Here is a 14,074-nt window from a genome sequence, read left to right on the forward strand (position 1 = left end):
GAACATGGCTGAGACGATGCGACACGGAATCATCATCCTGCCCGAGCAGCGCTGGCAGCAGGCCCGGGAGCGCTGGGTGACGGCGGAGCGGCTGGGCTTCGACCACGCCTGGACCTACGACCACCTGATGTGGCGCTGGTTCCGCGAGAAGCCGTGGTTCGCGACCATGCCCACCCTGACGGCCGCCGCCACGGCGACCTCCCGCATCGGCATCGGCACGATGGTGGCCAGCCCCGGCATCCGCCACCCCGTCGCCTTCGCCAAGGAGATCATGACGCTGGACGACATCTCCGGCGGCCGGGCGATCTGCGGGGTCGGCGCCGGGGCGGGCGGGTTCGACGACGAGGCCCTCGGACTGCGCCGGCTCGACCCGCGCGAACGGGCGGACCGCTTCGCCGAGTTCGTCGACCTGACCGACCAGCTGCTGCGCGAGCCGGAGACCACGTACCGGGGCGACTGGTTCACCACGACCGGCGCCCGACTGCACCCCGGCTGCGTCCAGCGCCCACGCGCGCCCCTCGCCGTCGCCGCCACCGGACCGCGGGGCATCCGGCTGGCCGCCTGCCACGCCGACATCTGGGTCACCATCGCCTGGCCGGGACACGGCGAACCGGTCCGCTACGACCAGGCGCTCCCGGTGCTCCGCGAACAGTCGGCGCTGCTGGACAAGGAGTGCGAGGCGATCGGCCGCGACCCCGCCTCCGTCCGCCGGCTGGTGGTCACCGGCGCGATGATCGACGGCGTCCTGGAGTCCGTCGAGACCTACCGCGACGCCTGCGGCCTCCTCGGCGGCATCGGGATCACCGACCTCGTCGTGCACTGGCCGCGCCCCGACTTCCCGTACCAGGGCGACTTCTCCGTGCTGGAGGACGTCGCGAACGAGGTCCTGCTGCCCGGCCGCGCCGCGTAACCCCTTCCCCTCCCCGGCCGTCCGGCCCGTCCCGAAAGGGTTCTCCTCCTGTGCTGTTCCGTCCCGAGCTCCACGGCACGCAGGGCGCCGTCTCCTCCACCCACTGGCTCGCGTCCGCCGCGGGGCACGCGATGTTCGACCGCGGCGGCAACGCCTTCGACGCCGCGGTGGCCGCCGCGTTCGTGATCCAGGTCGTCGAGCCCCACCTCAACGGCCCGGCCGGCGACGTACCGATCATGGTGCACGACGGCGCGACCGGCGAGGTCACGGTCGTCTGTGGACAGGGCCCGATGCCCGAGGCCGCCACCGTCGACGCCGTCCGCGCCCTCGGCCTGGACGCGATCCCCGGCTCCGGCCTCGTCGCGGCCTGCGTCCCCGGCGCCTTCGGCGCGTGGATGCGCGTCCTGCGCGACCACGGCCGGCTGCGCGTCGCCGACGTCCTCGAACCGGCCATCGGCTACGCCGAGCACGGCTACCCGCTGCTCCCCCGCGCCGCCCTGATGATCGAGGCGCTGGCGCCGCTGTTCCGCGACCACTGGACCGCGTCCGGGGCCGCCTACCTGCGGAACGGCGAGGTCCCCAAGGCCGGTTCCCGGATGCGCAACCCGGACCTGGCCCGCACCTACCGCCGGCTCGTCGCCGAGGCCGAGGCCGCCGGGTCCGGCCGCGAGGCCCAGGCGGACGGCGCGACCAAGGCGTTCTACGAGGGCTTCGTCGCCGAGGCGATCGACACGTTCGTCACCACCACCGAGGTCATCGACTCCACCGGCGTCCCGCACAAGGGCCTGCTCACCGGCGCCGACCTGGCCCGCTGGCGGCCCGGCGTCGAGCGGGCCGCCACCCTCGACTACCGGGGCATGCTGGTGCACAAGCCCGGCCCCTGGTCCCAGGGCCCGGTCTTCCTCCAGCAGCTGTCCCTGCTGGCCGGTTACGACCTGGGCGCGATGGGCTTCGGCAGCGCCGACCACCTCCACACCGTCATCGAGTCCGCCAAGCTGGCGTTCGCCGACCGCGAGGCCTGGTACGGCGACCCGGAGCACGCCGACGTCCCGCTCGCCGCGCTCCTCGACCCCGCCTACGCCGACGCCCGCCGGGCGCTCATCGGCCCCGAGGCGTCGGCCGTCCTCCGGCCCGGCGCCCCCGGCGGCCGCGAGCCGTGGATCCCGCCCGTCCTCGACGCCACGGACGGCCCGGTCGAGCCCGAATGGCGGGCCGAGCTCCACAACGGCATCCCCACCGTCGTCCGCAAGACCGCCGGCAAGGGCGACACCACCTGCGTCAGCGCCACCGACAAGGACGGCAACATGGTGGTCGCCACCCCCAGCGGCGGCTGGCTCAAGAGCTCGCCCGTCGTGCCGGGGCTCGGCTTCCCGCTCGGCACGCGCGGGCAGATGGCCTGGCTCGCCGAGGGCCACATCAACCAGCTCGCTCCCGGCAAGCGGCCGCGCACCACGCTCAGCCCCACCATCGTCCGCACGGACGACGGCCGGCCGCACCTCGCCTTCGGCACGCCCGGCGGCGACCAGCAGGACCAGTGGACGCTCAACTTCTTCGTCAACCACGTGGACTTCGGCATGTCCCCGCAGGAGGCCGTCGAGGCGGCCACCTTCCACACCGAGCACGTGCCCACCTCGTTCCACCCCCGCCAGGCCCGCCCGCTCGGCGTGGTCGTCGAGGAGGGCGGATTCCCGGACGCCACCATCACCGAACTGGAGCGCCGGGGGCACGAGATCAGGAAGGCGCCCGCGCTGAGCCTCGGCAAGGTCTGCGCCACCGGCCCCGACGGTGACGGCGGCGTGCTCGCCGCCGCCAGCCCGCGCGGCGGCCAGGCGTACGGCGTGGTGCGGTGACCGGATGACCACCCGACACTCAGGAGGACCGGCCGTGCCGAGGATCGTGCTGCTCAACGTCGGGACCGCGGCCCCGCGCGCCGTCCACCGCCAGCTGTGGCTGCTCCGCGAGGGCGACGTCGTGGTCAGCCCCTTCGTGCCGGACGAGGGCTTCCTCCGGTACGTCTGCGGCGAACTCGGCGTCGACCGGGCCGCGTTGCGCTTCGTGTCCGCCGGGGAGAACCTGACGGACGAGGCCCTGACCGCGCCCGCGCTGATTGGCGAGGTCCGCGCGCTGCTCGCGGAGCACGACGCCTGGGAGCTGCTGCCGGCCCACCACACCGAGGGCGTCGCCGCCTTCGCCGATCTCTGCGGCCTGCCGGGCGGCACCGGGCTGCGGTTCGCGGCCCAGCGCGGACCGGTGCTGCTCAACCGCAAGTCGCACTTCCGGCAGCTGGCCGTGGGCGCGGACGTCCCGGTGCCGGACGGCACCGTCGTCACCGGGCCCGCCGCCCTCGCGGCGGCCGTCGAGCGGTACCTGCCGCGCACCGGCACGGTGGTGGTGAAGCGGGACGACGACCTGGGCGGCCAGGGGAACGTGGCCCTCACCCTCAAGGAGACCCGGCCGCTCCCCGGCACCCGCGCGACCCTCGCCGCCCACGCGCCGGAAGCGGCGGCGGACGTCCTGTGGGAGGAGCTGACGGACTCGGACAACCGCGTGCTCGCCGTGGAGTCGTACCACCGGTCCACGCACAGCTTCTACGCCGAGTACCTGATCGGCCCGGCCGGGGACGTCACGTTCCTCAACAGCGGGACGATCCGGCGGCGCGCCGACACCGACCCGGCCGCCCCCGAACTCGTGTGGGTGGGCCTGGAGCTGCCCGCCGAACTGCCGCCGGGCGCCGGCGCCCGGGCCCTGACCGCGTCGGCCCGGATGGTCGCGCTCGCGGCGGCGATCGGCTACCGCGGGCACATCAACGTCGACGGCATCGTCACCGACACCGGCGAGGTCCTCTTCAACGAGGCCAACGCCCGGTGGGGCGGCAGCCTCGCGCTGCACGCCGCCGGGGAACGGCTGCTGGGGCCGGCCTACCTGGACACGCACGTGCTGTCCGGACTGCGGGACGTGCCCGCGCTGCCGCTGCCGGCCGCGCTCGACGCCCTCCGCCGGCACGGGCTCGCCTTCTCGCCGGAGACCGGGGAGGGGGCGGTCGTCCTGGGCTACGACCCGTCCGGTGAACGGCCGTTGGAGTGCGTGGTCCTGGCCCCCACGCGGGAGCGGGCGCGCGCCGTCGAGGCGGCGGTCCGCGACGCGGTCGGGGAGGTACGGCCGTGAGCGACCCACAGGGTGTACGGCAGGAGACCGGCGACCGCCCGTACCGCCAGGGGCTCGACAAGGCCCTGCTGATGAACCTGGCCCGGGCGGACCGGCGGCGGGTCGCCGCGCGCACGGCGGTGCTCGGCGTCGTCTACGCCGCCACGGTGACCGTGGCGCTCCGGCCGGGCGTCGGCTGGTGGGGCCTGCTGGCCTCCGCGTTCCTGGGGTTCGTCCTCGCCGGCTTCATCAACGCCGCCCACGACTGCGTCCACGGCACCCACCTGGGATCCAGGAAGGCCAACCGGATCGCGGGCGCGGCCTGGTCGACGCCGATCCTCCTCAACTACACCATCTACCGCCACCAGCACCTCGTCCACCACCGCTACACCGGGGTGGAGGGCGACAGCGAGCCCGCCGAGCACTACGCGACGCTGCGCGCCTACCTCTACAACCTCTCCGGGCTGCCGTTCTGGCCGGGCTTCCCGCGCCGGATCGTGAAGACCTGGCGCGGCGACTTCCCGGCGAGCGTCCGGACCGACGACCGCCGGCGCGACGCCAAGCGGGACAACTGGGCGATCTTCGCCTGGATCGTCCTGATGGCCGTCCTCACGGCCCTCTTCCCGTTCGCGCTGCTGATCGCCTACTGGGTGCCGCTGGTGCTCTCGCTGCCCGCGAGCGTCTTCCTCAGCCTGCCCGAGCACTACGGGCTGTGGGGCGTGCCGGAGGTGTCGCGCAACACCCGGACGGTCCGGTCCAACCGCTTCGTCCGCTACTTCATGTGGAACGCCAACTACCACGCGGAGCACCACCATTACCCGGCGGTCTCCTCGCTCAACCTGCACCGGCTGCACCGGTCCATGCCCGTCCCGCACCCGATCCAGGAGAAGTCCTACCTTCGCTTCCACGCGGGCCTGGTGGGGGCGCTGCGCAAGGGCAGACAGGACTACGGGCGGGCGGCCGGCAGATGAGCGCCTTTCTTTCGAACGATCCCAAGACGACCGGGAGGTCACCGATGAGCAACCCGTTCGAGGACGAGACCGGGACGTACCGCGTCCTCGTCAACGACGAGAACCAGCACTCCCTCTGGCCGGACTTCGCCGAGGTGCCCGCCGGGTGGGCCGTGGCCCACGGCCCGGCCCCCCACGGCGAGTGCGTCGACTACGTCGAGCGCCACTGGACGGACATGCGGCCGGCGTCGCTGTCCCGGCGGGCGTCCGCCGCGTGAGCTCCGGCGGCTACGGCGCGCGGGCACACGCCGTGGGCCGGGTGTCCGCCGCGCGCCGGCGGCCGGCCGAGTCGGAGCTCCACGGGCCCGGGTCCCGCGCCGGTGCGCAGTTCCCGTTCGACGTCGCGGACGCTGCGGCGCGGGTCGGCCAGCAGCCGGGCCGCCGCGGCCCGCAGTGCCCCCGGCCGGTACTCGCAGGTGGAGACCAGCCGGGCGGACGGCTCGGCCTCGTACCGCAGCCGCTCGTGGCCCACGACCGCGCCCAGCAGCTGGAGCGCGTCCGCCAGGGTGAGGCCGTCCAGCACGAACCCCTGGCACGGCGGCGGGAGTTCACCCGGCGGGCGGCGGCCCACCAGCAAGGCCGCACTGCCAGGTGACACCGGGAGCAGCGACTCCGGCCGGGCGCCGGCCACGGCGTCGTCCAGGACGAGCAGCAGCCGCCGGCCGTCCGTCATCCGCCGCCAGAGCGCGGCACGTCCGGACGCCGGTCCGGGGACGGCGGCGGCCGGGACGCCGAGGGCCGTCAGCAGCTCCCCCAGCACGTCCTCCGGCGGCCGTGGTGTGCCGTCGGGCGCGCCGAGACGCGCGTAGAGCCGGCCGTCGGGGAAGTGCGACCGCAGGCCGTGCGCCGCGCGGAGGGCCAGGGCGGTCTTGCCGATCCCGGCCGGACCGGTCAGAGACATGACAACCGACGCGCCGGGGGCGGTCAGCCGCTCGGTGAGGTCGGCCAGTTCGGCGGTCCGGCCCACGAAGTCCGCCGGGGGCCGGGGCGGTTCCTCGGGGCGTACCGCCGGGCGGACTTCCGGGGCCGGTGGTTCCAGGGCGAGGATGCCGCGGTGCAGCTCGCGCAGGCCGGGGCCGGGTTCCAGGCCGAGCTCGGCGTGCAGCAGGCGGCGGGCGTCCTGGTAGGCGGCGAGGGCGTCGGCCCGGCGGCCGAGTCCGGCGAGCGCCCGGATCCGGAGCTCCCACAGTTTTTCCCACAACGGCCGCCCGGCGAGCGCCGTTTCGAGCATCGCCACGGCCTCGGCGTACCGGCCGAGCCCGATCTGGACGGCGGCCAGCTCCTCGGTGGCGGCGGACCGCAACTGCTCCCAGCGCTCCCGTTCGGCGGCGAAGTACGGGGTGTCCGCCTCCCCGAAGGGGGTGCCGCGCCACAGTGCGAGGGCGTCCCGGAGGTGTGCGAGGGCGGTGCCGGGGTCCGTCCGGTCCCGGGCCTCGCGCCCCCGCGCCAGGAGGTCCCGGAAGAGTTCGGTGTCGAGCGTCGCGCCGCCTGCGGTGAGCAGGTAACCGCCGCCCTGCTTGCGGATCTCCGGGGCGTCGCCGGCGAGGTCGCCGAGGAGCCGGCGCAGCCGGTATATGTAGGTGCGTACGGTGGTGTCGGCCGACCGGGGGGCGGTGTCGCCCCACAGCGCGCGGACGGCGTGTTCGCACGGGACGGGTTGGTCCCGCCGTAACAGGAGGATCGCGAGCAAGGCGCGCTGTTGCGGGGAGCCGAGGTCGATCTCGGCCGTCCCCGACCATGCGCGGACCGGGCCCAGCAGGGAGAACCGGGGGGCCGTGGCCGCGGTGGCGGCGGGGGCGTCCGGTGCCGGCCAACGTCCTGGGAAGGTGTTCTCGGGCGTCACGCGCACAGAGTCGACGGCTCCGCTTGCAGTTCGTTTGACGACTCGCTTGCGCCGCCTCCACGGGCCCCGGGGCCTGGATCTGTCCGGATACCGCCGTCCCGGCGGCGCTTCCTGGTGTTCTCCACCCCCTTCCGGCGTTTTCCGGCCATCGGCAGGGCTACCCGCACAGGAATGACGGCGAAAGAAATCGGGAAATTACCGCACCGGGGCGCGCTTTTGATAACCGTCTCCATTACAGCCTTTGAAATCGCGGAAACAATGCGCTTCACTTTCCCTGCCCAGCCCGGAACGAGGGGGTTTCATGCAGCAGGCGCACCGACACGCCGGGGACACGCAGGCGGACGGGGAGGGACACCGCCACGATTCCCACGACGGTCACGGCCACGGCCACGGCCACGGGCATCACCACGGCCACGGTCACGGCGGGCACAGCCACGGGGTGGCCGCCGACGCGGACCGCCGCTGGCTGAGCATCGCGCTCGGGCTGATCCTCGCCTATATGGCGGTGGAAGTCGTCGTCGCTTTCCTCGCCCATTCCCTGGCCCTGATTTCCGATGCCGCGCACATGCTGTCGGACGCCGGTTCGATCGTGCTGGCCCTGGTCGCGATGCGGCTGGCGGCCCGCCCCGCCAAGGGCGGCTACACGTACGGTCTGAAGCGGGCGGAGATCCTCTCGGCCCAGGGCAACGGGCTGACGCTGCTGCTGCTGTCCGCCTGGCTGGCGTACGAGAGCGTGGAGCGGCTGATCGACCCGCCGGAGGTCGGCGGCGGGCTGGTGCTGGGCACGGCCGTGTCGGGGGTGGTGGTGAACATCGCCGCCGCCTGGTGCATGTCGAAGGCCAACCGCTCCTCGCTCAACGTGGAGGGCGCCTTCCAGCACATCATCACCGACCTGTACGGCTTCGTCGCCACGGCGGTGGCCGGCGCGGTGGTCATGCTGACCGGGTTCACCCGCGCCGACTCCATCGCCACCCTGGTCGTCGTGGCCCTGATGCTGCGGTCCGGGATCTCCCTGGTCCGCGCCTCGGGCCGGATCTTCCTGGAGGCCGCGCCCCCCGGTATGGAGCCGGACGAGGTGGGGGCCCGGATGGCGCGTCAGAACGGTGTGGTGGAGGTCCACGACCTGCACATCTGGGAGATCACCTCGGGTGAGGTGGCGCTCTCGGCACACGTCCTGGTCGAGCCGGGCGGCGACTGCCACGCGGTGCGGACCGCCGTCCAGGCCGACCTCCGCGCGGGGTACGGCATCACCCACGCGACGCTGGAGGTCTGCGAGGCCCCCGGCGAGCTGGTGAGCGTCGGCTCCGGCGAGGGCGGGCGGCACTGCGAGGACCCGCACGGCACGGTCCACCGGCGCGCGCCGGAGGCCGGCTGAACGCGGCCGGCCCGTCCCATGAACAGGAACCGCCCCCGCCCCCGTAGGGGGCGGTTCCTCATTTTCCGGGGGCCCCTTACGGCTTGGGACGCCGCCCCGGTCCCAGCAGCCGGGTCAGCGGCCGCTCCACCCCCGCGTACATCGCCCAGGACACCGCCACCGAGACGGCGAGGAGGGCGACGGCGCAGAGCGCCCGGAAGCCGTCACCGCCCGTGCGGTCCTCGTCCACCAGCCGGTATCCGTAGGTGAGGACGAGCATGTGGACCATGTAGAAGGCGAACGAGATGTCGCCCAGCCACACCGCCGTCCGGTTCCGCAGCGGCGAGCGGGACGCCCGGACGTCCGCGCCGGCGCCCGCGAGGACCAGCAGCGCCATCGGGATCACCAGGACGGCCGTGATCGCGTACAGGAACGGCACGTACATCGCCAGCGGGTAGCCCACCGCCAGGGCGGGCAGGGCGTGCCGGAACCGGACGCGGGTGCTGCCCGCCTCCGCCAGCGCCCGGGCGAGCAGCATGCCGAGGACAAACTCCAGCAGGCGGGCCGGCGGGAAGGTGTAGACGGCCCAGTACCGGTGGAGCGTCGTGGGCAGCCCGTAGAACGAGGGCTGCGCCGAGGTCACCGCGGTGACCAGCGCGGGCAGCAGGATCACGGCGAGGGCCGCGGCGCCGGCGCAGGCCCCCAGCCGGGCGGCGGGGATGCGCCGGACGAGCGGGATGAGCAGCGGGAACGCCAGGTAGAAGAACGCCTCGCAGGACAGCGACCAGGACACGCCGTTGACGCTGTCGTAGACGTCGAAGACCGGCCACCAGGACTGGACGAGGAACAGGTTGGGCAGGGCCTGGCGGGCGGTGGTCTGCCCGCCCGCCCAGGCGATCAGCAGCAGGGCGGCGAGCCAGGTGACGGCGTGCGTCGGGTAGATCTTGGCCGCGCGGCGCCGCCAGAAGGCGCCCGCCCGGTCGCCCGGCCGCGCCGACCAGGCCAGGACGAACCCGCTGAGCAGGAAGAAGAAGGCGACGCCCGACCGGGCGAGGATCAGCGCGAAGGTGGCCGCGGAGTTGCCCTCCCAGACGCCGTCGAACCAGAAGGTGAAGTAGGCGTGCGCGGCGAACACCGCGAAGGCGGCGGCGAATCGCAGCCCGGTGAGCGAGGGGAGCCTCACGGGGAGCGGTCGGTCCGGTGCGGGTGCCGCCGGGGCGGGGCCCGTCGAGGCGGGTATGGGCTGGGCTGCCGGGGCCACGGCGTCTCCTGAGGGAGAAGGGGCGTCTAAGGGAGAAGAGCCCCTGAGGGGCGTCGAAATCGCGCCCGAACGTATCAACGCCGATGGCCGGATGTATGCCAACCGAGGATGGCATTCGGCCCCTGCAACCGGGGTTGCAGGGGCCGGATTCAGAACGGGTTCACCACCCCATGACGCGGAGCAGGGCAGCCTCCTCGACGGGGGTCATGCCCGCCGGCGGCCGGCGGCCGGCGGCCCGGCCGAGCCGGTCCTCCAGGACCGCGCGGGCGGTGTCGGCGGCCGGCCGGGCGCGCAGCCCGGCGTCGGCGGAGGGGCCGGCGGCCCGGGCGAGCGCGCCGTACAGCTCCCGCGGCGGCCACAGCGGCAGCGAGTGCGGCCCGGTCCACGGCCGGACACCGGCCTCGGCCAGGACGGGCTCGGGCACCGGGACGAGTTCGGGCTCCCGGCCCACGGCGTCGGCGACCTCCGCCAGCAGCTCCGCCAGGGCGGCCGCCGGGCCGACCGCGTCGAACGTCCCGGCCGTCCGCTCCTCGGCCGCGTCGACGATCCACGCGGCCAGGTCGCGGACGTCCAACAGCTGCGCGGGCAGCGGAAGTCCGGCCTCCCCGACGGCGGGCGGTACGGCCGTGGGGCCGCCGCGCGCCATCCGCAGCGGCCAGTAGCCGAACGGGCCGACGTCGTCCCCGGGGCCGGTGAGCAGCCCGGGGCGGACCACGAACGCCCGGTCGCCGACCGCCTCCCGCACTGCGTCCTCGCAGGCCAGCTTGACGCCGCCGTACCGCGCCTGGGACGGCTCGGGGTCGCGGGCCGGGTCGTAGGCGGCGGTGTCGCCGGGCAGGGCGGGCCGCAGCCGGGCGGTGCGGGCGTCCTGCCCGGGGGTGTGGGTGTCGGCGTAGACGCTGATGGAGGAGACGAACGTCCAGTGGGCGGCGGTCACCGCGGCCAGCGCCTCCCGCACCCAGGGCAGGGCGAGGGTGGCGGTCTCGACGGCGGCGTCGAACGGGGTGCCGCGCAGGGCGTCGAGGGCGCCGGCCGCGGCCCGGTCGGCGCGCAGCAGGCGGGCCCCGGCGGGCGGTCCGCCGCCGGTGCCGCGGGCCACGCAGGTGACGTCGTGGCCGCGGGCGACGGCCTCGCGGGCGACGGCGCCGGAGACGAAGCCGGTGCCGCCCAGGACCAGGAGGCGCAGCGGGGCGGTGCGGCCGGACGGGGTCATGCGGGCTCCTGGCGTGGGCGGGACGGGCTTTCGCGGACGACGCGGGGTCAGGCCGGTTCGGGTTCGGCCTTGTCCGGGGTCTTCTCCGGTTCGGGGGCGCCGGTGAGCAGGTCCTTCTTGTGGACCAGGGTCAGCGCGACGGCCGCGGTGCCCACGCAGATGATCGCGGCCCAGGTCATCACGTTGGACGCGCCGTCGGACACGGCCGTCTCCAGCGTGCGGCGGACCTGGCCGGTCACGGCGTCGGGGACGTGCTCCAGGGCACGGGAGATGTCGCCCTGCGCGGCGGCGGAGACGATCTCGTCGTGGTCGGCGCCGGCCAGCACGGCCTCGCCGCCGGCCTTGTCGGAGATGCGGTCGCGGAAGAGGATGCCGAAGATCGCGGCGCCGGCGCCGGCGCCGAACATGAAGAGGCTGTTGATGGCCCCGGACGCCATGCCGGCGCGCTGCTTGGGCACCACGTTCACGGCGAGGGACATCGACGGGCTGCCGGCCAGTCCGCCGCCGACGCCCCAGAGGAGCAGACCGGGCAGGGCGGCCCAGATGGTGGTGTCGCGGTCGAAGGACCAGGCCATGGCGAGGCCGCCGATCGCGAGGATGCCGAAGCCCGCGGCGATGATGTGCGACGGCGAGTACTTGGCCTGGAGCTTGCCGGCCACCAGGCCCATGCCCAGCTGCGGCGCGAAGATGGCCATCATCAGCAGGCCGTTCTGCAGCGGGCTGAGCCCCCGGGCGCTCTGGAAGTACAGGATGTAGTACACCGAGCCGCCGACGGTGGCGAAGCGGGAGAAGAAGGCGATCAGGGTGGCCGCCACGAAGGTGGGCACCTTGAACAGCGACAGGTCGAGCGTGGGCGCCTTCACCCGCCGTTCCAGGGCCAGGAATCCGGCGAGCAGCACCACGCCCACCCCGAGCTGGACGAGGGTCGCGGCGCTCCCCCAGCCCTGGTCCTCGCCCTGGGTCAGGCCGAAGTTGATGATTCCGAGGGTGAGGACGAGCAGTCCCGCGCCGGTCCAGTCGATGCCGGCCAGGGAGGTGCGCGGCGGGTCGGCGGGCAGCCGGGTGCGGCAGAGGAACAGGGCTATCGCGCCGATGGGCACGTTGATCAGGAACAGGTAGCGCCACTGGGTGAGGTCGACCAGCAGACCGCCGATGACGGGCGCGACCGCGCCGCAGGCGCCGAGGGTGGTGCCCCAGACGGCGATGGCCATGTTGCGGGCCTGGCCCTCGTAGACCTGGGCGATCAGCGGCATCGCGTTGGCGAGGACGAAGGCCGCGCCGACGCCCTGCACGCCGCGGGCCAGGTCCAGCGTCAGCGCGTTGGGGGCGACGCCGCAGGCGAGGGACGAGAGGGTGAACAGGGCGATGCCGCTCATGAACATCGCCCGGCGGCCCAGCCGGTCGGACAGGGAACCGGCCGCCTGCTGGAAGGCGCCGAACGTGACCGTGTAGCCGATGATGATCCACTGCAGCGCGGCCAGTGAACCGCCGAGGTCCGACTGGATCGAGGGCAGCGCCACGGAAACGATAGTGATATCGATGACCAATAGCGCCGAGGCGACGACGGTGATGATGAGCACGATGCGGGCCTGCCGGCCCACCGCGGTATCCGTGGCGCTCACTAAAGCCTCTCCGTTGGGTTGCTGCGGCGGCCGGCGGGGCCATGGGCGGTGCATTGACAATCGTTTCCGAATTCATTTCCGGCGTACCGCCGCCTCATCGAGTAAGGGTTACCTTACCGCGCATGGTGGCCGCGAGTTTAGCACTCGATTTCCGGTTATTCGGAGGGCGGCCGAGAATTTCGGCCGCCCTCCGATACCGGGGAATTCCCCGCCCCGACGGCATGTCAGCCGGGCGGCTCGGGGAGGGCGTTGAGGTCGGTTTTCCCGGTGACGGTGAGCGGCAGGGAGGCCATCGGGACGAAGACGGCCGGGACCATGTAGGACGGCAGCCGGTCGCCCAGGTGCTTCCGGAGCACGGCGGGGTCCGGGGCACCGTCGCACTCGATGTACGCGACCAGCCCGGCCGTGTCGACCCCGCCGCCGCGGGCGACGACGGCGGCCCGCCGGACCTCGGGCCGTTCCAGCAGGACGCCCTCGATCTCCCCCGGCTCGATGCGCAGCCCCCGCACCTTCACCTGCTGGTCCGCCCGGCCCAGGTAGTCGAGTTCGCCCGAGGGCAGCCGCCGGGCCAGGTCGCCGGTCCGGTACATCCGGGCCCCGGGCTCCCCCGAGAACGGGTCCGGGAGGAACCGCTCGGCCGTGAGCCCCGGCCGGCCCAGGTAGCCGCGGGCCAGACCGGCCCCGGCGAGGAAGAGTTCGCCGGCCTCACCGTCCGGCACCGGCCGCCCGGCGGCGTCCAGGACGTACGCGGACGTCCCCGCCACCGGCCGCCCGATCAGCGGCTTGGCGCAGCCCCGGGGCACCCGGCTCCAGGTGGAGTACGTGGTGTCCTCGGTCGGGCCGTACAGGTTGTGCACGCGCTCCACGGTCCCGGTGCCGTACAGCTTCTGCGCCAGGGTGGCCGGAAGCGCCTCCCCCGCCAGATTGACCGTCAGCACCGAGGCGGGCAGCGGCCCGGAGGCCAGCAGGTCGAGGAGGAGGCTGGGGACGGTGTTGACGAGGGTGACGGGACGCCGGGCGGCGGCCACCGGCAGGTGGAACACCGTCTCCGCCAGCACCACCGTGCCACCGCACGCGAGCGGCGTGAACAGCTCGAAGACCGACAGGTCGAAGCAGAGCGAGGTGGAGGCCAGGGTGTACCGCAGCTCCCGGGGCGTGAACTCGGCCAGCGCCCAGTCCACGAAGGCCGCCGCGCTGCGGTGTTCGACGGCCACGCCCTTCGGCCGGCCCGTGGAGCCGGAGGTGTAGAGGACGTAGGCGAGGTTCCCGGCGACGGGGCCCGGGGCGGGTGCCGGGTCGGCGGCGGCGATGCGGGACCAGTCGCGGTCCAGCGACACCACCGTGCCGGGGGCGCCCTCCAGCCGGCCGCGGTACGCGTCCTCGGTGACGGCCAGCCGCGCGCCGCTGTCTTGCAGCATGAACTCCATGCGGTCGGCGGGGAACGCCGGGTCGAGCGGCACGTACGCCGCCCCGGCCTTGAGCACGCCGAGCACGGCGACCACGAGCCAGGGGGTGCGGCCCAGGCAGACACCGACGGGCGTCTCGGGCCCGGCGCCGAGCCGCCGCAGATGGGCGGCCAGCGCCTCGGCGGACTCCTCCAGCTCCCGGTAGGTAAGCCGCTCCCGGCCGGCCGTCACCGCCTCGGCGTCGGGAGTCACCGCCGCCTGGAGGGCGACGCGTTCGTGCAGCAGGGGCCCGGCCTGACGGTCGTTCACCT

The 14,074-nt window shown here is 74.3% G+C and carries 11 protein-coding genes; 6 read left to right on the forward strand and 5 right to left on the reverse strand.

Features of this window, described 5'->3' with window-relative positions:
- Window positions 1–4 precede the first annotated feature (4 nt).
- Genes ACH4PU_RS06110 through ACH4PU_RS06130 form a run of 5 tightly spaced genes read left to right on the forward strand, consistent with a single transcriptional unit; the run spans window position 5 to window position 5,282 of the window.
- Window positions 5–910: an LLM class flavin-dependent oxidoreductase gene (locus ACH4PU_RS06110; RefSeq protein WP_398266715.1), complete on the forward strand. Its 906-nt coding sequence runs from the start codon at window positions 5–7 to the stop codon at window positions 908–910.
- Between the two features lie 50 nt (window positions 911–960).
- Window positions 961–2,760, forward strand: coding sequence for a gamma-glutamyltransferase family protein (locus ACH4PU_RS06115; protein WP_398266717.1), 1,800 nt, complete (start codon window positions 961–963; stop codon window positions 2,758–2,760).
- 34 nt (window positions 2,761–2,794) lie between these two features.
- Window positions 2,795–4,075 (forward strand): peptide ligase PGM1-related protein, encoded by a 1,281-nt coding sequence (locus ACH4PU_RS06120; protein ID WP_398266720.1) that lies wholly within the window; start codon window positions 2,795–2,797, stop codon window positions 4,073–4,075.
- Complete coding sequence (locus tag ACH4PU_RS06125; RefSeq protein WP_398266723.1) at window positions 4,072–5,025, forward strand: fatty acid desaturase family protein; 954 nt, start codon at window positions 4,072–4,074, stop codon at window positions 5,023–5,025. Before ACH4PU_RS06120 ends, ACH4PU_RS06125 begins: the two co-directional genes overlap by 4 nt.
- 44 nt (window positions 5,026–5,069) lie before the next feature.
- Entirely contained in the window at window positions 5,070–5,282 is a 213-nt protein-coding gene (locus ACH4PU_RS06130; protein ID WP_185940916.1) for an MbtH family protein, read from the forward strand.
- Here ACH4PU_RS06130 and ACH4PU_RS06135 read toward each other — a convergent pair.
- Complete coding sequence (locus ACH4PU_RS06135) at window positions 5,216–6,907, reverse strand: BTAD domain-containing putative transcriptional regulator (RefSeq protein ID WP_398266727.1); 1,692 nt, start codon at window positions 6,905–6,907, stop codon at window positions 5,216–5,218. The genes ACH4PU_RS06130 and ACH4PU_RS06135 overlap by 67 nt on opposite strands.
- A gap of 301 nt (window positions 6,908–7,208) precedes the next feature.
- On the opposite strand from ACH4PU_RS06135, the gene ACH4PU_RS06140 reads away from it, so the two are divergent.
- Window positions 7,209–8,282, forward strand: coding sequence for a cation diffusion facilitator family transporter (locus ACH4PU_RS06140; RefSeq protein WP_398266730.1), 1,074 nt, complete (start codon window positions 7,209–7,211; stop codon window positions 8,280–8,282).
- 76 nt (window positions 8,283–8,358) lie between these two features.
- Here the strand turns inward: ACH4PU_RS06140 and ACH4PU_RS06145 are convergent, their stop codons facing one another.
- The 4 genes from ACH4PU_RS06145 to ACH4PU_RS06160 form a co-directional block, all read right to left on the reverse strand.
- Window positions 8,359–9,444, reverse strand: coding sequence for an acyltransferase family protein (locus ACH4PU_RS06145; RefSeq protein ID WP_398266733.1), 1,086 nt, complete (start codon window positions 9,442–9,444; stop codon window positions 8,359–8,361).
- A 238-nt stretch (window positions 9,445–9,682) separates the two neighbouring features.
- Window positions 9,683–10,735 (reverse strand): NAD-dependent epimerase/dehydratase family protein, encoded by a 1,053-nt coding sequence (locus ACH4PU_RS06150; protein ID WP_398266736.1) that lies wholly within the window; start codon window positions 10,733–10,735, stop codon window positions 9,683–9,685.
- A gap of 47 nt (window positions 10,736–10,782) precedes the next feature.
- Window positions 10,783–12,357 carry an MFS transporter gene (locus ACH4PU_RS06155; protein WP_398266739.1) on the reverse strand — a complete coding sequence of 525 codons (1,575 nt, stop codon included), beginning with the start codon at window positions 12,355–12,357 and terminating at the stop codon, window positions 10,783–10,785.
- Window positions 12,358–12,581: 224 nt separating this feature from the next.
- On the reverse strand, window positions 12,582–14,072 hold the full coding sequence (locus tag ACH4PU_RS06160) for an amino acid adenylation domain-containing protein (RefSeq protein ID WP_398266742.1): 1,491 nt from the start codon (window positions 14,070–14,072) through the stop codon (window positions 12,582–12,584).
- Window positions 14,073–14,074 lie beyond the last annotated feature (2 nt).

The organism is Streptomyces sp. NPDC021100 (genome assembly GCF_044333095.1).
Taxonomy (GTDB): Bacteria; Actinomycetota; Actinomycetes; order Streptomycetales; family Streptomycetaceae; genus Streptomyces.